We start from the raw sequence: 20,885 nt of genomic DNA on the forward strand, positions 1-20,885 counted from the left end.
CCGCTCCTCGGCTCAACGCGCTTGTGTGCGCGACTTCTTACGGGGGCAGATTACGCGATCGACTTGCCGAACATGAACTTATAGACCTACCGTCGGTGATGCGACGCACACGCTGCGGCAATCCGGGGCACCGGAAGCGCACCACTCCGTCCTGCCAGGACGGCTGTGGCAAGCCACCGCCTGATACAGCCCGCAGCTCTCCGAAACCTCCATCACCGAACCGGAGTTGACGCATGCCCGAAAACCCGCCCGTGCCCTGGGAGTACTGCCTCTACGTCCCGAACGACCTGCGTGCCGTCACCGTCAGTCGCCGCACCCTGCGCCTGATCCTCACCGTGCACGGCCTGATCCGGCTGGCCGACACCGCCGAACTCCTCGCGACGGAGCTGGTCGCCAACGCCGTACTGCACGCGAAGGGGCCCGCCGCCCTGCGCGTGGGCTGGTCGGCGGGGGTGCTGCTGCTCGGGGCCTGGGATGCCGACCCCGAACCGCCGGAGCCGCCAAGGGCATTGGAGGAACTCGGCGACGCGGAGGACGGGCGCGGTCTCGCGCTGGTCCGGGCCTGTGCCGACCAGTGGGGCTGGCAGCCGTTGTCCCGGAACGGCAGGCGGGGGAAGCTCGTGTGGTGCGAGCTGGCTGCGGCTTGAGGGGTCTTCGACGTTGAGTGGCAGGCGGGGCGCCCAGCGTCACGGGGGAGAGGTGACCCGCAGAAATGTGACACTCCAGGGGGAGAGTGTCACATTTTCGCGGGAAGGGTCCCCTCCGGCGGGGACGGGCAAAGGGCCGCACCGCCCGAGCGGGCGCGGTGAACCCTACGACTCCGAGCGGTACATCAGGTCCGTCTCGTACGTCGTGAATCCCAACCGCTCGTACACCGACACCGCCGCCTTGTTGTCCGCGTCGACGTACAGCATCGCCGTAGGAAGTCCCTGCGAGGCCAGATGCCGTAGGCCGATCGTCGTCAGCGCCTTGCCGAGCCCGCCGCCCTGCGCACCCGGCAACACCCCCACCACATACACCTCACCCAGCTGCTCCTCCGCGTGGACCTTGGTCCAGTGGAAGCCCACCAGGTCGCCGTCCCGTTCCGCCAGGAAGAACCCCGAGGGATCGAACCACGCCTCGGACTTACGGTCGTCCAGGTCGCCCTGGGTGAGGGAACCCTGCTCGGGGTGGTGGGCGAAGGCCGCGGCGTTCACGGCCAGCCATGCCGCGTCGTCGACGCCGGGGGCGAAGGTGCGTACGGTCACGCCCTCCGCGAGTACCGGATCCGGCAGCTCCAGGTCGGTCAACGGCCGTCGCAGCTGGCGGAGTTCACGGAACATGGTGAGCCCGAGAACCTGCGCGAGATGACGCGCCGCGGCATGCCCGCCGTGCGCCCACACCCGGAGCCGTTTCCCGGACGCGGCCAGCAGCGCGGCGCCGAGCGCCCGTCCGTGACCGTGCCCCCGGTGCGAGGGATGGACGACGAGTTCGGCTGCCGGCGCCTCCACCGGGTCGGTGTCCTCCAACTGTGCGTAGCCCACGAGTTCGTCGCCCAGGGTGAGCAGCAGATGCGAGACCCCGTCCCGCTCACCCCCGCGGATCCGCAACCGCCCCTGCTCGGACACCGCCGGCTGCCCGTCGACGCGGGCGGCCTCGGCGATCAGCGCGAGGACGGCCTCCGCCTGGTCCGGGGTGAGCGCGGAGTACGTCTCGATGGAACGGGAGCCGGGCGCGGGCCGTACGGTGTCGTCGCTGGTCATGGGTACGAGGGTAAGCCGATCCCCCCGCAAAGTGGCGGCAAAGAAGAAACCAGGATGTAACCAAGAACCCCCTGTCACGCTACGCGCGTTGACCCTAGGCTGCGCCGGAACGTGGTGACCTTCTCAGCCGACACACAGGGGGGCTCATGCCAGCCACAACCCAGCCGAACCGCCCGCGCGGACGCCGTACCGCCGCACTCCTCGCCGCCACGGTGAGCCTGGCCACGGCGGGTGCGCTGGCCGCGGCACTGCCCGCCGACGCACACGGCAACCCGAGCGGAAAGGGAAGCGGAAGCGGCCACGGGCACAGCTCCAAGCCCAGCCGCTACCAGGACGTACAACTCCTCTCCTTCAACGACCTGCACGGCAACCTGGAGCCGCCGACCGGTTCCTCCGGCCGGGTCACCGAACTCCAGGCGGACGGCACGACGAAGACGATCGACGCGGGCGGTGTCGAGTACCTCGCGACGCACCTGCGCGACGCCCGCAAGGGCAACCCGTACTCGGTCACCGCGGCCGGCGGCGACATGGTCGGCGCGTCCCCGCTGATCTCGGGCCTGTTCCACGACGAGCCGACGATCGAGGCGCTCAACAAGCTCGACCTGGACGTCACTTCGGTCGGCAACCACGAGTTCGACGAGGGCGCGAAGGAGCTGGCGCGGCTCCAGAACGGCGGCTGCCACCCCACCGACGGCTGCTACACGGACAAGAAGTTCAAGGGCGCCGACTTCCCCTACCTCGCGGCCAACGTCCTCGGCGAGAAGACCAACAAGCCGATCCTGAAGCCGTATTGGGTGTGGAAGAAGAAGGACGTCAAGATCGGTTTCATCGGCGTGACCCTGGAGGGCACCCCGGGCATCGTCTCCGCGGACGGCGTCAAGGGCCTGAAGTTCAAGGACGAGGTCGAGACGATCAACAAGTACGCCAAGGAGCTGCAGAAGCAGGGCGTGCAGTCGATCGTCGCGCTGATCCACGAGGGCGGCTTCCCGGCCTCCGCGTCGTACAACTACGACTGTGACGCCTCCGGTTCGGGCTCCGGCATCTCCGGCCCGATCGTCGACATCGCGAAGAACGTCACCCCGGCGGTCGACGCGCTCGTCACCGGCCACACCCACAACGCGTACGTCTGCACGATCAATGACCCAAGTGGCAAGCCCCGCATGGTCACTTCGGCGGCCTCCTTCGGCCGCCTCTACACGGACACGACGCTGACGTACGACCGTAGGACCCACGACATCGCGCGTACGGCGGTCAAGTCGGCGAACCACGTGGTCACCCGGACCGTGCCCAAGGCCGCCGACATGACCTCGCTGATCAGCAAGTGGAACACCCTCGCGGCGCCCATCGGCAACCGCGCGATCGGTTACATCTCCGGTGACGTGAACAACACCGGCACCGAGTCCCCGATGGGCGACCTCATCGCGGACGCCCAACTCGCCTACGGCAAGAAGCTGGACCCGGAGACCGACCTCGCGCTGATGAACCCGGGCGGGGTGCGGGCGGGCCTGACCTACAAGGCCACCGGCGCCGAGGGCGACGGCGTGGTGACGTACGCCGAGGGCTTCACGGTGCAGCCGTTCGCGAACACGGTGAACCTCCAGGACTTCACGGGCGCCCAGGTGATCCAGGCGCTCAAGGAACAGGTGAGCGGCACGAACACGGCGGCGCCGAAGGTGCTCCAGGTGTCGTCCGGGCTGACGTACACGCTGGACCTGACGAAGACGGGCGCGGACCGGGTGGTGACGGACTCGATCAAGCTCAACGGTTCCGCCATCGACCCGGCAGCCACGTACCGCGTCGCGACGAACAGCTTCCTCGCGGGCGGCGGTGACGGCTTCACGACGCTGGGACAGGGCACGGGCGACCTGGTCGGCACGGACGACCTGACCGCGCTGGCGGACTACCTGACGGCGAACTCGTCGGCCACCGGCCCGCTGGTGCCCCCGGCGGCGAACCGGATCAACATCGTGCGGTAACCCATCTCTGACGAGGGGCCCGGAGCCGCAGGTCGGCGCCGGGCCCCTTCTGTTTTCCCGTTCTAAATTCTGTGTAAGACCGGGTTCAGTTCCGCAAAGTCCATAAGAATCTTCCACAGGGATTGCTCAGGAAGGTCTAAGCGAAAATCGCTTTTCCTGCGTCAGGAGTCCAGTAGTGTTTTCCATGTCGAAAGCGAACAGCGCAAACGACAAGAAGACGCAAGAGAACGCAAGAGACGAAGGAGAGCACGATGAGCTTCCACAAGATCGCCCCGGTGAAGAAGACCCACAAGCCGGCCCCGGCGCCCAAGAAGGCCCCGAAGAAGCCCGCCCCGGCCCCGAAGCGTCGCCCGGTCGGCCACAAGTAAGCCGTCCGGCCAGCCGCAATAAACCACGGATAAGAATTCCCAGGGAGGGAAATAAATCATGAGCTTCAACAAGATTCACCCCATCAAGCAGACCCGCAAGCCCGCCCCGAAGTGCCGCCCGGTCGCCCACAAGGGCTGACAGAGAATTTACAGACGTAATTCAGAAGTAGTTCAAAGGCAATTGCAGCAGATCGGTAGAGGAACTGTTGCAGAACCGCAGCAGCCGCGACAGAGAGGGACACGCACATGAGCTTCCACAAGATCGCCCCGGTGAAGAAGGCCCACAAGCCGGCCCCGGCCCCGAAGAAGAAGCCCTCGGAGAAGCCCTCCAGGAAGCCCGCTGCCGCCCCGAAGCGTCGTCCGATCGGCCACAAGTAACCCGCGGGGCCGGCCGTAGAAGACAAGCGGCACCCGCAGCACCACCTCGTATCAAGCCGCCGCAGGGCGGCACCCCCAGGGAGGGAATCCACCATGAGCTTCCACAAGATCGCCCCCGTCAAGAAGACCCACAAGCCCGCCCCGGCGCCCAAGAAGCCCGCGCCGAAGAAGCCGGCTCCGGCCCCGAAGCGTCGCCCCGTGGGCCACAAGTAAGCCGCCGGTCCGGCCGTAGAAGACCCGCAGCACCCGCAGCACCCGCAGCACCATCCGCAGGACTCGCACCACTCCACAACTCGCCGCGGCTGAGCGGCACTTACCGGGAGGGACCCCGCCATGAGCTTCCACAAGATCGTCCCCGTCAAGAAGGCCCACAAGCCCGCCCCGGCGCCCAAGAAGAAGGCCCCGAAGAAGCCCGCGCCGAAGCGCCCCGTCGGCCACAAGGGCTGATCGCGCACACCCTGAGGCGGGGCCACCGGTTAGCGAGCGAACTCGCTCCGGTGGCCCCGCCTCGGCCATGACCAGCCCACGCCCTGAAGGGAGTTGACCATGAGGGAAGCCCGTGAGGCCTTCCGCCGTTTCTGGCCGCTGACCCGCGGTGACCGCAAGTGGCTCGCGGTGATCATCGCGTGTGTCGTCGTGTCGGCGCTCTCGGAGACCGCCGCGATCCTGCTGTTCGCGGACCTCACCGACAACGCCCTCAAGTCCGGTTCGCTGTCCGCCTTCTGGGGCCCGGCCGCGGCCTGGCTCGGCGTCGCCGCACTGGGCGCGCTCGTCGGCTACTTCGGCAACTCCCTCGCCACCTGGACCGCCGAACGCTTTGTCCTGCGCCTGCGCGCGAACGTCTTCCGCCACGTCCAGGACCTACCGCCCCACTTCTTCCAGAAGCACCGCCAGGGCGACCTCGTGGAACGCCTCACCGGAGACGTCGAGGCCATCGAGCAGATGGTCGTGTCCGGAGTCGTAGGCACGATCTCGGCCGCCTTCTCCGCGGTCTTCTATGCCTGCGCCGCCCTCTACCTCCGCTGGGACCTGGCCCTGGCCACCTTCGTCCTGGCCCCCCTCTTCCTCGTCGCCGCCCGCCGTTTCGCGGGCCGCATCAAGCAGGCCTCGCAGGACGAACGGGTCGCCGACGGGGCGATCACCTCGGTCGTCGAGGAGTCCCTCGGCAACGTGGTCCTCACCCAGGCGTACAACCGCCGCCGCGACGAGGAGAAGCGCCTCGACGTCGAAGCCCGCGCGTGGATGAAGGCGTCGGTCCGCGGCGCCCGCCTGAGCGAGATGTACGAGCAGTTCGTGGAGGTGGTGGAAACCCTCTGCGTGCTGTCGGTCATCGGCCTCGGCGTCTGGGAGATCTCCGCCGACCGCATGACCCTCGGCGCACTCCTCGCCTTCGCCGCCTTCATCGGCTACCTGTACCCGCCCGTCCGCAACCTCGGCCAACTCGGCCTCACCCTCACCGCCGCCACGGCCGGCGCCGCCCGCATCAACGAGATCCTGGACGCCACCCCGTCCGTCGCCGATCCCGGCCAACCCGTCCCCGCCTGGCCCGTCCACGGCTGGGTCAGCTTCCACGGCGTGACCTTCGCCTACCCCGGCGCGACCCGGAACTCGGTCGCCGACGTCACCTTCCGGGCGGACCCGGGCGAGCTGGTGATCATCACGGGCGAGAGCGGAGCGGGCAAGTCGACCCTGTCCAAACTCCTCACCCGCTTCTACGACCCCTCGGCGGGCGTGATCTGCCTCGACGGCGTCCCCCTCCGCGACGTACCCCTCGAATTCCTGCGGGAGAACGTCGCGTTGCTCCCCCAGCAGACCCTCATCCTCAACGGCACGGTCCGCGAGAACATCGAGTGCGGCCGCCCCGGCGCGACGGACGAGGACATCGAACGGGCGGCGCGATCGGCAGCGGCCCACGACTTCATCGCGTCCCTTCCCCAGGGCTACGACACTCAACTCGCCCCCGGCACGGCGGCGTTGTCCGGCGGCCAGCTCCAACGGATCGCGATCGCAAGGGCAATGCTCCGCGAGGCCCCGGTCCTGGTCCTGGACGAACCGACGGCCGGCCTCGACTCGGTGGCCGCCCGCCAGGTGATCCAGCCTCTGCGCCGCCTGATGTCCGGCCGTACGACCATCATGATCACCCACGACCTGAGCCTCGCCCCGGACGCGGACCGCATCCTGGTCGTCGAGGGCGGACGCCTGGTGGAAGCGGGCACGCACGCGGAGTTGGTGGCAAGGGGCGGCGCGTACGCGCGACTTGCGGGTCCGCTCCCCGAAATGGCGATCACGGGAACGGGACGGCATCGTTCGGAGGACACGATGACCCTGCGCCAGGTCCCGCCGCAGGCACCGGACGAGACGATGATCCTGCGGCTGCCGCTCAAGTAGGCGGAGCGATCCGGAGGCTGTACCCGAGCCCCCGCAGGGTGTGGATGAGCCGCGGTCCGCCGCGGCTCTCCAGTTTCCGGCGCAGGTACATGACGTACACATCAAGGGTGTTGGACGCGGGCTCGAAGTCGAAGCCCCACACCTGCCGGTGGATCTGCGACCGGGTGAGCGCGGCACCCGGATGCCTCAACAGGTGTTCCAGCAAGAGGAATTCGGTCCGGGTGAGATCGAGCGGCAGTCCGTCACGGGCGACGGTACGGGTACGCAGGTCCATGACCAGATCGTGGAAGACGAGCCGTTCGAGCTCGGGCGGATGCTCGTCGGCGGCGGGGCGCTGGGCACCGCGCCGCAGCAACGCCCGTACGCGTGCGAGGAGTTCCTCGACGGCGAACGGCTTGCTGAGGTAGTCGTCGGCACCGTTGTCGAGGGCGACGATACGGTCGCCGACCGCGTTCCGCCCGGTGATCATCAGGATCGGCACGGTGGACCCGGAGGCACGGATACGCCGGGTGGCGGCGAGCCCGTCCAGCTCGGGCATGGTGACGTCCATCAGCACGAGGTCGGGCGCGGCGGCATCGTCCGGTGCGCCGAGGAGATCGAGGGCGGTACGCCCGTCTCCCGCGAGGACGGTCTCGTACCCCTCGAATCTGAGCAGTCGACCGAGCCCTTCCCGTACGTCCACGTCGTCGTCGGCCAGCAGGATCTTCCGCGCCATCCGAACACGGTGTGACGGGCGGCTGTGCTGAGGCTGGCAGGGGGCTATGCGGGGGCTGAGGGCTCAAGGGTCGGGGGTGTCGTTCAGTCCGTGCGGCGGCGACGGTAGGCACGGGTCTTGTTCCGGTTCCCGCAGGCGTCCATCGAGCACCAGCGGCCGCCGCCGTTGCGCGAGGTGTCGTAGAAGGCCCAACGGCAGTCCGGCGAGGCGCACAGTTTCAGACGACTCCAACCGCCACCGGCGACGCTCGCGGCGACCGTCTCCACGATGGCATCGAGGCCGGGCGTACCGCTGTCGGCGACGAGACGCAGCCCGCTGCCGCCCGCGTCCGGAGCCAGCACCAGGGGAAAAGGGGCGAGGGCCCGAGAGGTCTCGGCACGGTCGGTACCGTCGGCTCCGCTGCTGAGGGCATCCCGCAGACCGGCGCGGAGTGCGAGGGCGGCGGTCAGATCGGACGGCCGCAGTTCCTGCCCCGAGCTGACCAGTCCATGAGCCTCCAGCCACGCCAACAGGCCCTGGACAGAGGTCAGTTCGTCGTTGCCGGTGTGCCGCTCCCCGTGCCAGCTGAAGGATCTTTCGTCGAGCGTGTTGAGGAACTGCTCGACCAGGACGAGATCTACGACGCCATCACTCACGACACCACCGTACCGCGAAGCCGGTGTTGACGGCGTGCGACACCGGCTATACGTTTCGAAGGTGTCGAAAACATGGACGACCTCAGCACGGAAGCCGACGACGGACACCATCCCCAGCCCCTTGCTGGAGGTGCCGGACGCGGACCTCGACGACCTGCGGGCCCGCCTGCGCGGGACGAGGTGGGCGGAACCATGGCCCGTGGCCGAGTGGCGGGCGGGCACCGACGCCAAAGAGCTGAGGCGCCTGACCGAGTACTGGGCCGACGGCTACGACTGGCGCGCCCACGAGACCACGATCAACGAGCTTCCGTCCCACTTCGCCGCGATCGACGGCGCGACCGTGCACTACCTGCGCTTCGACGCCGAACGCGAGGGCGCCCTGCCGCTGGTCCTGACCAACGGCTGGCCGAGCACGTTCTACGAGCTGGTCGAACTGGCACAAAGGCTCTCGACACCGTCGCGCTACGGCGGCGATCCGCAGGACGCGTTCACGGTGATCGTGCCGTCCCTCCCGGGCTTCACGTTCTCGTCCCCGCCCCCGAGCCTGACGGACCAGTCACCGCCCACCCACGAACTGTGGCACCGCCTGATGCACGACGAGTTGGGCTTCGAGCACTACGGCGCGCACGGTGGCGACCTGGGTTCGGGCATCACGGCACGCCTCGGCCAGGCCCACCCCGAGAGCGTGGTCGGCATCCACTTGCTGGACATCCTGAGCACGCCCCCAGACGCCACAGCCGCCCAACTGACCGACGAGGAACGGGAGTACCTGACCACCTTCGCCGCCTGGTCCCAGGAAGAGGGCGCGTACGCCCACCAGCAACGCACCCGTCCACTCACCCTGGCCCAGGGCCTGAGCGACTCCCCGTCCGGCCTGCTGGGTTGGATGGTGGAGAAGTACCGCTCCTGGAGCGACTGCGAAGGGAACCTCTCGACCCGCTTCACAGACGACTTCCTTCTCACCCAGGCGTCGCTGTACTGGTTCACGAACACGATCGGGACGTCGTTCATCCCCTACTACGCGTCCGGCCAGGGCCTCCTCCCGAAGCTGGACCGGGTGGAGGTGCCGACCGCCCTGGCCCTGTTCCCCGCCAACCTCGGCGCCGGCACCCCCGCCCCTCGCGGCTTCGTGGAACGCAAGTACCACCTCACCCGGTACACGACGATGCCGCGGGGCGGTCACTTCCCGGCCCACGAGGAACCGGAGTTGCTGGCCGAGGACATCACCGAGTTCTTCAGGTCGGTGAGTTGAGTCGATGTCGTACGGCTGGATGTCGTACGGCTAGAGCCGGGGCTGCTCCCGGAACTCGCGTCCGGGGGGCGGGACTTGGGACTCCCAGCGCCAGTGCAGGAGGGCGGCGAGCAGGGCGAAGGCACCAAGGGGAACGCAGACAAGCAGCAGCAGTGGCTCGGCGTCCCGGCCGGTCGCTATCCGCCACACCGTGACCAGGAACATGGCCACCAGCACCAACAGGGCGCCGCTGGTGGCCCGTTCCCAGGCCTTACGGTGACCGGATTGCCGCCGGATCCGCTCCTCGACCTCGGGCCGCCGCTCCCAGGCCATGCCGCGGTGCCGGGCGGCCGTCTCGCGCAGATCGTCGATCTCGGCGCCGAATTCCGGGAGTTGGCCGTCGTCGACATGTGGGAGCAGCAGGCGCCCGCCGTCGTTGCCGTAGAGGAAGGTGAGCCACTGGGAGTCGCCGCTGCGCTGGTTGCGGCGGGGCTCGACCCGGATGTCGTAGATGTCGTGCCAGCTCCGGCGCCGGATCCGCACGGCTCCGCGTACGGCGATCCCGTCGGCTGTGACGAAGGTGCGCTGGCGCCAACTGGCAAGCAGAGCCCAGACGAGGAACCACAGCAGCAGGGCGTCGATGACCAACCGGGTCCCGTCGCCGAAGATATTGGGGTCCCGATTCATCTGGTAGACGGAGTTCCCGACGGCGAGCCCCATGAAGGCGAGCAACCCGCGAGGGATCCGTCTCCGTCGCCCGTACTCACGCTCGACACCGCGCTCGTGTACGTCCTCGCCCATGCCAACTCCCCCGTGTAGGACGGGTAGATGGTAGATCGGCAAGCTGTGCTTGTCAGGAGGCGGAGGGGGCCGGTGCGCGGGGACGATGAAGGGCCCCGAGGCCAGTGGACGAGACCGGTCCGGGGTCACAGTTCGCACTCCGGGATGCGCTCACCTCGGCTGACGGCGATGCGGAGGACATCCCCGAGGGATTCGGACACCCTGGTGAGCGCGAAACGTACGGCTCGTTCACCGGCCTTCGGGTCGGCCAGCACGGCCTTGGCTCCGGCCAACACCTGTTCCCCGGAGTCGAGTTGGGCCGCTTCGATGTCATCGGCGAGGAGGGAGAGACGGCTGTCGTGGCTGTCGGCGCTGAGGTAACAGGGCTTGCCGTCGGGGGTGGTCCAGGGGAGCAGCCGTAGTTCGTTGCGGGTGGTGTTGGGGACGCTCATGCGCGTACCACCACTCCGTGGATACGACGCGGGCCGACATCGATGCCGTGCACGGCGAGCCAGAGGGCGCGTCGCCGTTGCCGTTGAAGTCGCCGTTTGTGCCGGGCGCGGCGCTGGGACGGGAGCAGGGCGTGCACGAGTGCCATCAGTAGTAACTCCCAGATTCCTACGACGCGTTCACTCATTCTGCTGCGCTCCTCTGTCCTGCCGGGGTCCTGACGAGCGGTGATTACCGTTCGTGCCTCGATGGTCACGGGTGCGGCGTACGCTGCGGAAGAGGGTTGGCGTTGTCTGCGGGCCCAGGCAACGGGGAGGGGTGACGTGTCCGAACAGGTTGACGCCGAGGGCGAGTCGGGGCGCGCGGTACTGGGACGGACGCTCCGGTATCTGCGCGAGAAGGCGGGAAAGTCGCTCGGGCAGCTGGCGGAGGACACCGGCTATGACAAGAGCTACCTGAGCCGGCTGGAGTCGGGGGAGCGGCTGTCCAAGGTGACGGTGATGGAGGACCTGGACGTCTATTACGAAGCCGGTGAGCTGCTGGTCAGTCACTGGAGGGTGGCGAGACTGGACGCGTTCATGGACCCGTACAAGCGGTTCATGGCGCTGGAATCCACAGCTCGGGTGATGTGGAAGTTCACGCCGGCGGTGCCCGGGCTTGTGCAGACCGAGGACTTCGCGCGGGAGGTGTTGTCTGGAGCCCAGACAACACCTGACGGCGCGGAGTTGGTCGAGGAACTGGTGGCTGCGAGGGCCGGACGGCAGTACCTGCTGCGCCAGAAGCCGGAGCCCGACGTCCGAATCGTCGTGGACGAGAGCGCGTTCCGACGCCCGGCCAGCCGCGCCAAGACATGGAGCGACCAGCTGATTCACCTTGAGACCGTCGCGATGTGGCCCAACGTGACGATCCAAGTGCTGCCGTTCTCTGCGGGAGTTCACCACCACATGACGGGATCGCTGACGCTGCTCTGGCAGAAGGACGGAAGCGCTGTTGCCTACAAGGAGGGCAACGAGTGCAGCGAGCTGACTGAGGATCCGGACGACATCCTGCGATACCGACTGTCCTACGATCGGCTTCGCGACCTGGCGCTGTCCCCGTCGGACTCGCTCACGTTCATCAGGGGCGTACTGGAGGATCACAGATCATGACGCACACCCCCGACCTCAGCACCGCTGTCTGGCGCAAGTCGAGCTACAGCGCAGGTGGGGACAACGACTGCGTCGAGGTCGCCGACGGCTACACCGGCCTCGTGCCCGTCCGGGACAGCAAGACCCCCGCCGCCCGCCCGTTGATCCTCGCCGCCTCGGCCTGGTCCGGGTTCGTGGACGGAGTCAAGGCTGAGGTGGGCGTGCGCATGTTCGGGTGACGCGGGTCGAAAGGCCTGACAACCGCCGCTGCGCCTCCCTCGTCGTTGGTCTCCCGGTCGAATGCACGGCCGGGGACCAACAACTGAGAGGGCAGGGACGAGCCGGTTATGGTCGTAGACACCACGCGTCGAAGGAGGACATCGGTCATGGCTGCTCACGCTGCGGAACCCGAGTCGGTTGTCCCTCCGATGCCTGAGCGGACGCCGAAGGGGCTGCGCAAGGCCATCGCCCAGCACGCGCCCACGCTCCTCCCTGACTTCGACGCGCACTGGAAGTGGGCGATCGCCGACACCTACGACCTTGGTCCGGTGCCCGCGTTCGTGGCCCGCTGGTGGATCGAGTACGCGATCGCTCGTGATCCGAAGCTGGATGCTCACCTGCACGACCTGGAACACCGTGCGGCTGAATCCACGGACATCGCCGAGGCCAGGGTTCTTCTCGATGAGGCGTCGAAGATTCGTCACCAGGCTTTGCGGACGCAGCCCGGCGAGTGACCGACGGGTTCATGGGGCCGCCTTGGCAGATGGACTGGCGGCTCGATGCTCTCGCTGCCCGGGACGCACTGCCCGACCACATCCGCGAGATCGTCGATGCCGTGCGGGCCGAACTGGTCACGGCGAAGGATCCGTACTTTCGAGGCATCGAAACCGATGCGGATCTGCCTGAGGGCATGACCGTCGAGCCGGCACTGTCGAGCCAGCCGAAGGGCGCTCGCATGTTCTTCTTCGACCAAGGAAACGGCTGGCTCATCTACACCTTCGTGCCACGCGTGGAGGATCCGCAGATCGTCGTGGAGCAGGTTTTCTGGCTGGGGGACGAATCGCCAGAGGCGCCTCCGGCAGAGCCGTAGCAGAGACTGTCGGGGAATGGGAGCCATGGCAGAGACCACGACCATCCGGGTCTCCCGGCAGACCCGGGGTCACCTCGCCCAGGTCGCCAAGGACCGAGGCATGACCGTGAGGCAACTCGTCGAGCAACTGGCCGTCGAGCAACTGGCCGCCGAGCAGCTGACGTCGGAGCAGGCCGCGGAGCGGATGGTCGCCGCGCACAGGGAGTTGCGGGAACGCGTGGGCGGCCACCGCCCGCTCGGCGACGAGCACTTCGCGAACGGACCGGACGCCCTGCCGCGGCCGTGATCGGTGGACCAGTTCCAGCTGACCCGACACCGAACGGGCTTGGCACCGACCGCCGTTGGAACAGCCCCGCCGGCCAACCCCGCACGTCTTCGTCGTCGTCGGCCGGCAGAATCCTCCGCGCCATCTCAACACGGTGTGTCGGGCGGCTGTGCTGGGGCCGGCAGGGGGTTATGCGGGGACCAGGGCTCGCATGTAGCGCCGACGGAAGAGAAGGAAGAGGAGGGCGTAGACGGCGAGGGGCGCGCAGAAGAGCAGGAGGCTGAGGAAGGGGTCGGGATCGCCGTCGGCGGATATCTCCCACAGCAGGTACGGGAAGGCGGCGAAGAAGACGATCAGGGCCCCGGTGATCGCTCGCTGCTGGGCCTTGCGGTACGCGGCCCGCTCGCGGATGCGCACCTCGACCCCCGGGCGCCGCTCCCAGGTCATGCCCCGGTGCCGGGCGGACGCGGTGTGCAGGTCGGCGACCTCGGCCCAGAGGTCCGGGAGCTGCCAGTCGTCGAGGTAGGGGAGGCGTCCCCTGCGGCCGTCGTTTTCGTAGAGGTAGGTGAACGACTTGACGTCGGCGCCGCGTTGGCCCGGATTGGTCTCTACGCGGAGATCGTAGATGTCGTGCCAGGCCCACCTGCGCACGCGGAAGGCTCCACGTGTGGAGACACCGTCGGCCCCCACGGTGGTGCGTCCCCGTCGCACGGTGAGGATCGCCCAGACACTCAGCAGCGCCATGAGCGCCACCGCGAGCAGCTTGTACCGGGCGGGGAAGGTGTTGTCGGGCCGCGCCATCTGAAGAGCGAAGTTCCCTTCGACGATGCACAGGGCGACGAACCTTCCCCGGGACATCTTTCTCCGCCTGCTGTACTCCCGCTCGATCCCCCGTCCGTCGTCGCGCTCGTCCTCGTCGTCCCCGCCCATCGACCCTCCCCAGAACCGGTGTTGTTCGCTGGACTACGCCATGACCACGAACGCGGCGGCCGCGGCGATGAGGGCTGTGACCAACACCGCGGCCGAGACCGTGCGGTGTCGCGCGCGGCGCCGTATCCGGTCCTCCACCTCGGGGCGCAACTCCCAGGCCATGCACCGGTGTTGGGCGGACTCGGCACGCAGATCTGCGAGTTCGGCGTGGAAGTCGGGGAGTTGCCAGTCGTCGAAGTAGGGGAGGAGCACCCTGCGGCCGTCGTTGCCGTAGACATAGGTCGTCCACTGGGCTTTCTCGGTGCGCCCGCCCGGGTTCAGTTCGGCCCGGATGTCGTAGACGTCGTGCCAGGTCCGGGTGGCTGTCCGTACGGCGTTGCGGGCGCTGATCCCCTGAGTGCCTACGATCGTGCGGCCCCGCTGCCGGTGGAGCAGGACCAGCACGGTCTTGCCCAGGAGGAGCGCCAGGATCACGACCTCGGCCCCGCGCCGCGAGACGTAGGGGTTCGTCGACGCATCCAGGACGAGGTAGACGCCGATGACTACGTTGATGCCGACCTGCCACCACACGATGGCCAACGGTCTTCGCCGTCCGTACGCCCGCTCGATCCCGCTCATGGACCCTCCCCCGGTCAACAGCAGAGGGGGATCGTATGGCAGCAACCTGTGCACGTCAGGAGGGGGTGCCACCGTTCGCAGAGGCGGTCAGGAGTTCCTCGGCTCCGTGAGCACAGGCGGACCTGTTCTCGCCGTCCGGCGTCGGAACAGATCCGCCCACCACCTCAAGGTTTCCTTGATGCGGGGCCGAGGATGCCGTGGTCAGCCTGGTTCGGTGAACCGGGGGGAACCGGGACACGGTATGGCCATGGTAGGGCTATGGTGGCGCCATGGCAGAGAACACGACCATCCAGGTGTCCCGGCAGGCCCGAGACCATCTCGCCCAGGTCGCCAAGGAGCACGGGATGACCTTGGGCCAGTTCGTCGAGCAGTTGGCCGGCGAGCAGCTGACGGTGGAGCAGATCGCGGAGCGGGTGGCCGCCGACCGGAAGGTCGTCCGGGACGTGATCGGCCTGGACATCAGCGACGAGGAGTTCGACAGGGCGCCCGACATCCTCGGCAACGTGTACAAAGTCGCTGCCGAGAAGATCCGTAGGGCGCGAGGCGCGGCGGCGTGATCATTCTGGACACCGGTGCCACCCGTGCTCTCGCGAACGGGCACAAGACGTTGAACCTTCTCGCCGCGAACATGGCCCACACCCCAGGCGACCTGCTTCGGATTCCCGCGCTCTGCCTCATGCGGGCGGAGTCCGAGGACGCGGACGCCGGGGACCGTGTGCTCGCGTTCTCCTCGGTGGTCGTCGACGACTTGACCACGGTCTCCTCGGTCACCGTCGGCACCATGATCCGTGATGGGTACGGTGGACCGGACACCTGTCACGCCCTGTACTGCGCACTGCCGCGGGCCGAGTTCAGGGGCATGTCGGTTCTCCTGACGACCCGGGAAGAGGCATACCCGCCGGGTGTGGTCACTGTCGACATCGACTCCCCTGGAATGCTCGGCTTCCACTGAGGGCGAATGCGACGGGTGGATGCGGAAACCAGCCGACCCTCCCCCTCGCGAAATGTGACACTTCAGCAAGAAGTGTCACATTTTTTCGGGCTACCTACTGGGAGGGGGCGGAGCTTTCGGGCGGTGCAGTCGGCGTCCCCGGGATCCGTACCGTCGCCACCGTGCCGCCGCCCGGCGCGTGCGCCAGGGTCACCTCGCCGCCGGCCTGTTCGACCGTGCGGGCGACGATGGACAGGCCCAGGCCGGAACCGGGGAGGGCGCGTGCCGACGGTGAACGCCAGAACCGGTCGAAGACGTGCGGGAGTTCGTCGTCGGGGATGCCGGGGCCGTGGTCGCGGACGGTGAGGACGCCACGCGTGAGCTGGACCTCGATCGTGCCGCCCTCGGGGCTGAACTTCACCGCGTTGTCGAGGATGTTGACGATCGCGCGTTCCAGGGCGGAGGGCTCCGACTGCACGAACCACGGCTGTACGTCCGCCGTGATCGTCAACTCCGGGCCGCGCAGGCGGGCTCGGCGCAGGGCGGATTCCACGGTGTCCTGGAGCGAGACCACCTGGACGCGCTCACCCCGTTGGCCCTCCGAGCGGGACAACTCCTGCAAGTCGCCGATCAGGGACGCCAGTTCGGTCATCTGCGCCTTCACCGAGGCGAGGAGCGCCTTGCGGTCCGCCGGGGGGATCGGGCGCCCGGTCTCCTCGCTGCGGGTGAGGAGTTCGACGTTCGTACGGAGGGAGGTGAGGGGGGTGCGGAGTTCGTGACCGGCGTCCGCGATGAGTTGTTGTTGCAGCTCGCGGGAGTTGGCCAGGGAGGTCGTCATCGAGTTGAACGAGCGGGAGAGGCGGGCGATCTCGTCGTCGCTGTCCTCGTCCACCGGGATGCGAACGGCCAAGTCCTCGGTACGGGCCACGTGTTCGACGGCCTCGGTGAGTTTGTCGACGGGGCGGAGACCTGCGCGGGCGACCGCGAGACCTGCGGCTCCGGCGCCGATGACTCCGATGCCGGAGGCAAGAAGGAGAAGGAGGGCCAGCTCATTGAGGGTGGACTGTGTGCCCTTGAGGGGCAAGGCGTACACGAGGGCGACGCCTTCGACCACCGTACGGTTGCCGTTTGCGTCGAGGGTGACCAGCGGCACCGTCAGCACCCGTACGGGCGTTCCTTTGGTGTCGACGCCGTTGTGGATGATGGTTTTTGTCGGTTTCTTGGCCACGTCGATGTCGGCGTTGGTGACCCTTACCGTGCCGGGGGAGCCCGAGGGGATGCAGGACTTGCCGTTCGACCTCACCAGTTGGAAGTAGTACTCGGAGGGCGGATGGAAGCCGGTCGTGTCCGGCGGGGACGAGCTGACCTGGTCGCAGCTCCTGATGGCGTCCATGACGCTGCGCTGCTGCGGGTTGCTCGCCGACGTCTTGAGCTGGTTGTTGATCTGGTCGTACAACTTTCCCTGCACGATGAACCAACAGGTGACCGAAACCGCAGCCACCGCAAAAGCCACCGCCGCCGCGACCAGCATCGCCAGCCGTGACCGGATCGGCAGGGTCCGGAACCGGTGCAGGAACCGGTTGAGGACGTTCTTCACTCGGCCCCACCCTGTCGCAGCACATACCCCACACCCCGAACCGTGTGCACCAGCCGAGGCTCACCCCCTGCTTCCGTCTTGCGGCGCAGGTACATCACGTACACATCAAGGGAGTTGGAGGACGGCTCGAAGTCGAAGCCCCACACCGCCTTGAGGATCTGCTCGCGGGTGAGGACCTGCCGGGGATGCGCCAGGAACATCTCCAGGAGGGTGAACTCCGTTCGGGTCAGCTCGACTTGGCGACCGCTCCGCGTCACCTCACGGGTCGCGAGGTCCATGCGGAGGTCGGCGAAGGCGAGGGAGTCGTCCTCGGGGGCGGTACCGGCCGCCGCGGCCGCCGCGTACGAGCTGCGGCGGAGCAACGCCCGTACGCGGGCGAAGAGTTCGTCGAGTTCGAAAGGCTTGACCAGGTAGTCGTCCGCCCCGGCATCCAGTCCCGTCACCCGGTCGCCGACCGTGTCGCGGGCCGTCAGCATCAGGATCGGGGTCGTCGTGCCGGCGCCCCGCATCCGGCGGGCCGCCGTCAGGCCGTCCATGCGCGGCATCTGGATGTCGAGGACGACCAGGTCGGGCTGGTACGCGGTCGCCTTCTCCAGCGCGTCCGCGCCGTCGACGGCGACCTCGGTGTCGTACCCCTCGAACGCGAGGCTGCGCTGGAGTGCTTCGCGTACCGCCGGCTCGTCGTCGACGATCAGGATGCGCTGGGTGTCACGGTCGCCTTCGGCGGGGCTCATGGGCTGGATTCCTCGGGTGCGGTGGGACGGGGAGACAACGATCGGCTGGTCGCAATCAGCCTCGCATGTTTCCCGGCCGGTGCGTGAAGAGGGGAGGAAGTGAGAAAAAGGGTGAGATCAGCCTCGCCCCTCCATCCTCAGTGAGATCAGCCGCGCATCGTCTGGAGGCGGTTCAGCGGCACCTTGCGGTGGTGCGGGCGGGCCGCGCTGGTGCGCAGGCCCATCAGCTCCGGGACGGGTGCCACCTCCGGCGCCCGCGCCGCCGGCGCGTGCAGTTCGTACGCCACCCCGAGGGCCAGGCCGAGACCGGCCGCTCCGGTGTCGGTCACCGTGTGCGAAACCTGCTTGATCATGACGTACTCCCTACTTGGTTCGTGTGGGGCAGTGCCTAGCTGTCGGAACCGCCCGCCCGCAGCGAAGCCAGGTCCGCCTTGACGGTGTTGATCGGGATGGCGAAGCCGATGCCGATGCTTCCGGCCTCGGACGACGAGGACGAGGAGTCCGAACTGGACGAGTACATCGCGGAGTTGATGCCGATGATGTTGCCGTTCGCGTCGATCAGGGCGCCGCCGGAGTTGCCGGGGTTGAGGGACGCGTCGGTCTGGATCGCCTTGTACGTCGTCGTGGACGAACCGGTGTCGCCGTTGAACTGCTGGCCGCCGAACTGGAACGGCCACTGACCGCTGCCGCCCGAACCCGAACCCGAACCACTCTGACTCTGGCTCTCGTCCGTCGACACGGTCACGTCACGGTTCAGGGCGGAGACGATGCCGCTGGTGACCGTGCCGGTCAGGCCCTCGGGGGAGCCGATCGCGACGACCGTGTCGCCGATCTGGACGCCGGCGGAGTTGCCGAGGGTGGCCGCCTTCAGGCCGGAGGCGTTCTCCAGCTTGAGGAGCGCGAGGTCCTTCTTGCTGTCGGTGCCGACCACCTTCGCGGTGTACGACTTGCCGTCGCTCGTCTTGACCTTGATGGACGAGGCGCCGGAGACGACGTGGTTGTTGGTGACGATCTGGCCGTCGGTCGTGATGATCACGCCGGCGCCGGTCGACGAGCCGTTGCTGAGGGTGGCCTCGACCTCGACGACGCTCGGGCTGACGGTCGCGGCGATCGTGGCGACGTCGCCCTTCTTGCTGGAGGGCACGACGGCCGTGGTGGTGCTGGAGGTGGCGACGGTGTCCTTGCCGGTCAGCTCCTGGAAGGCGTACGCCGTGCCGCCGCCGACGGCCGCGGCGACGATCGCCACGGCGGCGAGCAGCGCGAACGGACCCCGGGTGCGCTTCTTCGGCTTGGGCGCCTCGCCCTGGACGTGGGTGAGGAGAGCGGTGTCGCCGCCGCCGTGACCGCCGCTGCCGTCGGCGGCGGGAGCCCCGCCGTCACCGGCGCCGTAGCCGTCACCGCCGCCGTACGCTCCACCGTCGGCGCCGAAGGCGGCCTGTGGGGCGGGCGAGGGGGCGGGAGTCCGGTCCGGCCACCCGGGTGCGGCCGGCTGCTGCGTCTGCTGCACGGGCTGCGTCTGCTGCATGGGCTGAGACTGCGGCACGGGCTGCGTCTGCGGCACCGGCGGCTGGTAGGCCGGCGGGGGCGGCCACTCCGGGTTCACGGGAGAAGAGGCGTGCTGCTGCTGGGGGTACGCCTGCGGCTGGTCGCCCTGGGGGGTCTCGTACTCGCCGCTGCGGCGGAAGCTCTCGGTCATGGAACAGAGCCTGTCGCGCGATCATGAGAGGTACCTGAGTGCCCGCTGAGAAGCCCGACAGAACCTCGTATGCCCGATATAAAGACGCCGGAGCCCCGGAAACTCGGGGATTCCAGCGAACCCCGCGACCGCCGGAGCGAACCCCGCGACCGCCGCCGCAGCCAACCCGGCGACCTCCGCCACGGGTGGGCTCAGCCCTCGCACCCGCAGGACTGCCGTATCACCAGCCGCGACGGGAACACCTTCAGCCGCTCGCGGCGCGACCCCGCGACCCGCAGGCCGTCGTCGAGGACGAGGTCCACGGCCGCGCGGGCCATCGCCGGGCGGTCCGATGCGATCGTTGTCAGCTTCGGGTCGGCCAGGGCCGCTTCCTTGATGTCGTCGAAGCCGATGACACCCAGCTCGCGCGGTACGTCGATGCGCAGCTCGCGCGCGGCCCGCAGCAGGCCGATCGCCTGGTCGTCGGTGGAGCAGAAGATCGCGGGGGGACGACGGGGCCCGGCGAGGATGCCGAGCGCGACCTGGTAGGCGTCGTAGCGGTTGTACGGGGCTTCGAAGAGGCGGCCCTCGGTCGGCAGGCCGGCCTCGGTCATCGCGCGCCGCCAGCCCTCGACGTGGTCGGAGACCGGGTCACCGACGGACGGCGTGTCCGCCGTACCGCCCATACAGGCGACGTACTCGTAGCCGTGCTCAAGGAGATGGCGTACGGCGAGCTGGGCGCCGCCCAGGTCGTCCGTGACGACCGCCACGTCGTCGATCGCCTCGGGGCGTTCGTGGAGGAGGACGACCCGGGCGTCCCACGCGTCGATCTCGGCGGCCGCGTTGTCGTTCAGCGCGTGGCTGACGAGGATCAGGCCGGAGACCCGCATCCCGAGGAACGCGCGCAGGTAGTGGACCTCGCGCTCGCCCACGTAGTCGGAGTTGCCGACCAGCACCATCTTTCCGCGCTCGGACGCGGCCTGTTCGACCGCGTGCGCCATCTCCCCGAAGAAGGGCTGGCGCGCGTCCGGCACGATCAGGCCTATGAGGTCCGTACGCCGCGACGCCATGGCCTGGGCCACCCGGTCGGGTCGGTACCCCAGCTCCTTGATCGCGGCGAGGACACGCTCGCGCGTGGCCGGGGCAACCGGCCGGGGTCCGTTGTTGATGACATAGCTGACAACGGCGGTCGAAGTACCCGCCAGCCGCGCCACATCATCCCGAGTCACCTTGGCCACGCGCGGAGTCTACGCGG

At 68.5% G+C, this 20,885-nt stretch carries 25 protein-coding genes; 12 read left to right on the top strand and 13 right to left on the bottom strand.

Features of this window, described 5'->3' with window-relative positions; translation table 11 throughout:
* Positions 1–233: 233 nt before the first annotated feature.
* Positions 234–647 (top strand): ATP-binding protein, encoded by a 414-nt coding sequence (locus OG226_RS27185; RefSeq protein WP_328682037.1) that lies wholly within the window; start codon positions 234–236, stop codon positions 645–647.
* Positions 648–812: 165 nt separating this feature from the next.
* On the opposite strand, the gene mshD is transcribed toward OG226_RS27185, so the two are convergent.
* Entirely contained in the window at positions 813–1,742 is a 930-nt protein-coding gene (gene mshD, locus OG226_RS27190; protein WP_328682040.1) for a mycothiol synthase, read from the bottom strand.
* A gap of 146 nt (positions 1,743–1,888) precedes the next feature.
* On the opposite strand from mshD, the gene OG226_RS27195 reads away from it, so the two are divergent.
* The 3 genes from OG226_RS27195 (at position 1,889) to OG226_RS27205 (ending at position 6,852) form a co-directional block, all read left to right on the top strand.
* On the top strand, positions 1,889–3,718 hold the full coding sequence (locus tag OG226_RS27195; RefSeq protein WP_328682041.1) for a bifunctional metallophosphatase/5'-nucleotidase: 1,830 nt from the start codon (positions 1,889–1,891) through the stop codon (positions 3,716–3,718).
* A gap of 614 nt (positions 3,719–4,332) precedes the next feature.
* Positions 4,333–4,464 carry a hypothetical protein gene (locus OG226_RS27200; RefSeq protein ID WP_328682043.1) on the top strand — a complete coding sequence of 44 codons (132 nt, stop codon included), beginning with the start codon at positions 4,333–4,335 and terminating at the stop codon, positions 4,462–4,464.
* Between the two features lie 546 nt (positions 4,465–5,010).
* The gene (locus tag OG226_RS27205; RefSeq protein WP_329350279.1) at positions 5,011–6,852 is read left to right on the top strand and encodes an ABC transporter ATP-binding protein; all 1,842 of its coding nucleotides are present in this window, start codon (positions 5,011–5,013) and stop codon (positions 6,850–6,852) included.
* Here OG226_RS27205 and OG226_RS27210 read toward each other — a convergent pair.
* Entirely contained in the window at positions 6,845–7,567 is a 723-nt protein-coding gene (locus OG226_RS27210) for a response regulator transcription factor (RefSeq protein ID WP_329350280.1), read from the bottom strand. The two genes, OG226_RS27205 and OG226_RS27210, sit on opposite strands and share 8 nt — an antisense overlap.
* Before the next feature lie 83 nt (positions 7,568–7,650).
* Positions 7,651–8,202, bottom strand: a complete 552-nt coding sequence (locus tag OG226_RS27215; protein WP_328682049.1) for a CGNR zinc finger domain-containing protein — start codon at positions 8,200–8,202, stop codon at positions 7,651–7,653.
* 61 nt (positions 8,203–8,263) lie between these two features.
* Between OG226_RS27215 and OG226_RS27220 the strand changes: the two genes are divergently transcribed.
* Complete coding sequence (locus OG226_RS27220) at positions 8,264–9,454, top strand: epoxide hydrolase family protein (RefSeq protein WP_329350281.1); 1,191 nt, start codon at positions 8,264–8,266, stop codon at positions 9,452–9,454.
* A 30-nt stretch (positions 9,455–9,484) separates the two neighbouring features.
* On the opposite strand, the gene OG226_RS27225 is transcribed toward OG226_RS27220, so the two are convergent.
* From OG226_RS27225 to OG226_RS27235, 3 genes are all read right to left on the bottom strand, one after another.
* The gene (locus tag OG226_RS27225) at positions 9,485–10,234 is read right to left on the bottom strand and encodes a PH domain-containing protein (RefSeq protein ID WP_328682053.1); all 750 of its coding nucleotides are present in this window, start codon (positions 10,232–10,234) and stop codon (positions 9,485–9,487) included.
* Positions 10,235–10,359: 125 nt separating this feature from the next.
* Positions 10,360–10,665 (bottom strand): hypothetical protein, encoded by a 306-nt coding sequence (locus OG226_RS27230; RefSeq protein WP_329350282.1) that lies wholly within the window; start codon positions 10,663–10,665, stop codon positions 10,360–10,362.
* Positions 10,662–10,850, bottom strand: a complete 189-nt coding sequence (locus OG226_RS27235; RefSeq protein WP_328682058.1) for a hypothetical protein — start codon at positions 10,848–10,850, stop codon at positions 10,662–10,664. The genes OG226_RS27230 and OG226_RS27235 overlap by 4 nt, the downstream gene beginning before the upstream one ends.
* 136 nt (positions 10,851–10,986) lie before the next feature.
* On the opposite strand from OG226_RS27235, the gene OG226_RS27240 reads away from it, so the two are divergent.
* The 5 genes from OG226_RS27240 (at position 10,987) to OG226_RS27260 (ending at position 13,166) form a co-directional block, all read left to right on the top strand.
* Positions 10,987–11,811 carry a helix-turn-helix domain-containing protein gene (locus OG226_RS27240; RefSeq protein ID WP_329353527.1) on the top strand — a complete coding sequence of 275 codons (825 nt, stop codon included), beginning with the start codon at positions 10,987–10,989 and terminating at the stop codon, positions 11,809–11,811.
* The gene (locus OG226_RS27245; protein WP_328682062.1) at positions 11,808–12,029 is read left to right on the top strand and encodes a DUF397 domain-containing protein; all 222 of its coding nucleotides are present in this window, start codon (positions 11,808–11,810) and stop codon (positions 12,027–12,029) included. Before OG226_RS27240 ends, OG226_RS27245 begins: the two co-directional genes overlap by 4 nt.
* A 147-nt stretch (positions 12,030–12,176) precedes the next feature.
* Positions 12,177–12,524, top strand: coding sequence for a DUF6247 family protein (locus OG226_RS27250; RefSeq protein ID WP_328682065.1), 348 nt, complete (start codon positions 12,177–12,179; stop codon positions 12,522–12,524).
* Entirely contained in the window at positions 12,521–12,880 is a 360-nt protein-coding gene (locus tag OG226_RS27255) for a hypothetical protein (RefSeq protein WP_328682067.1), read from the top strand. The genes OG226_RS27250 and OG226_RS27255 overlap by 4 nt, the downstream gene beginning before the upstream one ends.
* Before the next feature lie 25 nt (positions 12,881–12,905).
* On the top strand, positions 12,906–13,166 hold the full coding sequence (locus tag OG226_RS27260; RefSeq protein WP_328682069.1) for a hypothetical protein: 261 nt from the start codon (positions 12,906–12,908) through the stop codon (positions 13,164–13,166).
* Between the two features lie 168 nt (positions 13,167–13,334).
* On the opposite strand, the gene OG226_RS27265 is transcribed toward OG226_RS27260, so the two are convergent.
* Together OG226_RS27265 and OG226_RS27270 are read right to left on the bottom strand one after the other, a co-directional pair.
* Positions 13,335–14,075: a PH domain-containing protein gene (locus OG226_RS27265; RefSeq protein ID WP_328682070.1), complete on the bottom strand. Its 741-nt coding sequence runs from the start codon at positions 14,073–14,075 to the stop codon at positions 13,335–13,337.
* Positions 14,076–14,108: 33 nt separating this feature from the next.
* Positions 14,109–14,693, bottom strand: coding sequence for a PH domain-containing protein (locus OG226_RS27270; protein WP_328682072.1), 585 nt, complete (start codon positions 14,691–14,693; stop codon positions 14,109–14,111).
* Between the two features lie 269 nt (positions 14,694–14,962).
* Between OG226_RS27270 and OG226_RS27275 the strand changes: the two genes are divergently transcribed.
* Positions 14,963–15,250: a hypothetical protein gene (locus tag OG226_RS27275; protein ID WP_328682074.1), complete on the top strand. Its 288-nt coding sequence runs from the start codon at positions 14,963–14,965 to the stop codon at positions 15,248–15,250.
* Positions 15,247–15,645, top strand: coding sequence for a hypothetical protein (locus OG226_RS27280; protein ID WP_328682075.1), 399 nt, complete (start codon positions 15,247–15,249; stop codon positions 15,643–15,645). Before OG226_RS27275 ends, OG226_RS27280 begins: the two co-directional genes overlap by 4 nt.
* A 94-nt stretch (positions 15,646–15,739) precedes the next feature.
* Here the strand turns inward: OG226_RS27280 and OG226_RS27285 are convergent, their stop codons facing one another.
* The 5 genes from OG226_RS27285 to OG226_RS27305 form a co-directional block, all read right to left on the bottom strand.
* Positions 15,740–17,155: a sensor histidine kinase gene (locus OG226_RS27285; protein ID WP_329353528.1), complete on the bottom strand. Its 1,416-nt coding sequence runs from the start codon at positions 17,153–17,155 to the stop codon at positions 15,740–15,742.
* A 62-nt stretch (positions 17,156–17,217) separates the two neighbouring features.
* On the bottom strand, positions 17,218–17,955 hold the full coding sequence (locus OG226_RS27290; protein WP_328682077.1) for a response regulator transcription factor: 738 nt from the start codon (positions 17,953–17,955) through the stop codon (positions 17,218–17,220).
* A gap of 146 nt (positions 17,956–18,101) precedes the next feature.
* Positions 18,102–18,308: a hypothetical protein gene (locus OG226_RS27295; RefSeq protein ID WP_033281327.1), complete on the bottom strand. Its 207-nt coding sequence runs from the start codon at positions 18,306–18,308 to the stop codon at positions 18,102–18,104.
* 35 nt (positions 18,309–18,343) lie between these two features.
* Entirely contained in the window at positions 18,344–19,651 is a 1,308-nt protein-coding gene (locus OG226_RS27300; RefSeq protein WP_329350283.1) for a S1C family serine protease, read from the bottom strand.
* Positions 19,652–19,842: 191 nt separating this feature from the next.
* Positions 19,843–20,868 (bottom strand): LacI family DNA-binding transcriptional regulator, encoded by a 1,026-nt coding sequence (locus OG226_RS27305; RefSeq protein ID WP_328682084.1) that lies wholly within the window; start codon positions 20,866–20,868, stop codon positions 19,843–19,845.
* Positions 20,869–20,885: the final 17 nt, after the last annotated feature.

Origin of the sequence: Streptomyces sp. NBC_01261 (genome assembly GCF_036226385.1) — a bacterium.
In the GTDB taxonomy this organism is placed as follows: Bacteria; Actinomycetota; Actinomycetes; order Streptomycetales; family Streptomycetaceae; genus Streptomyces.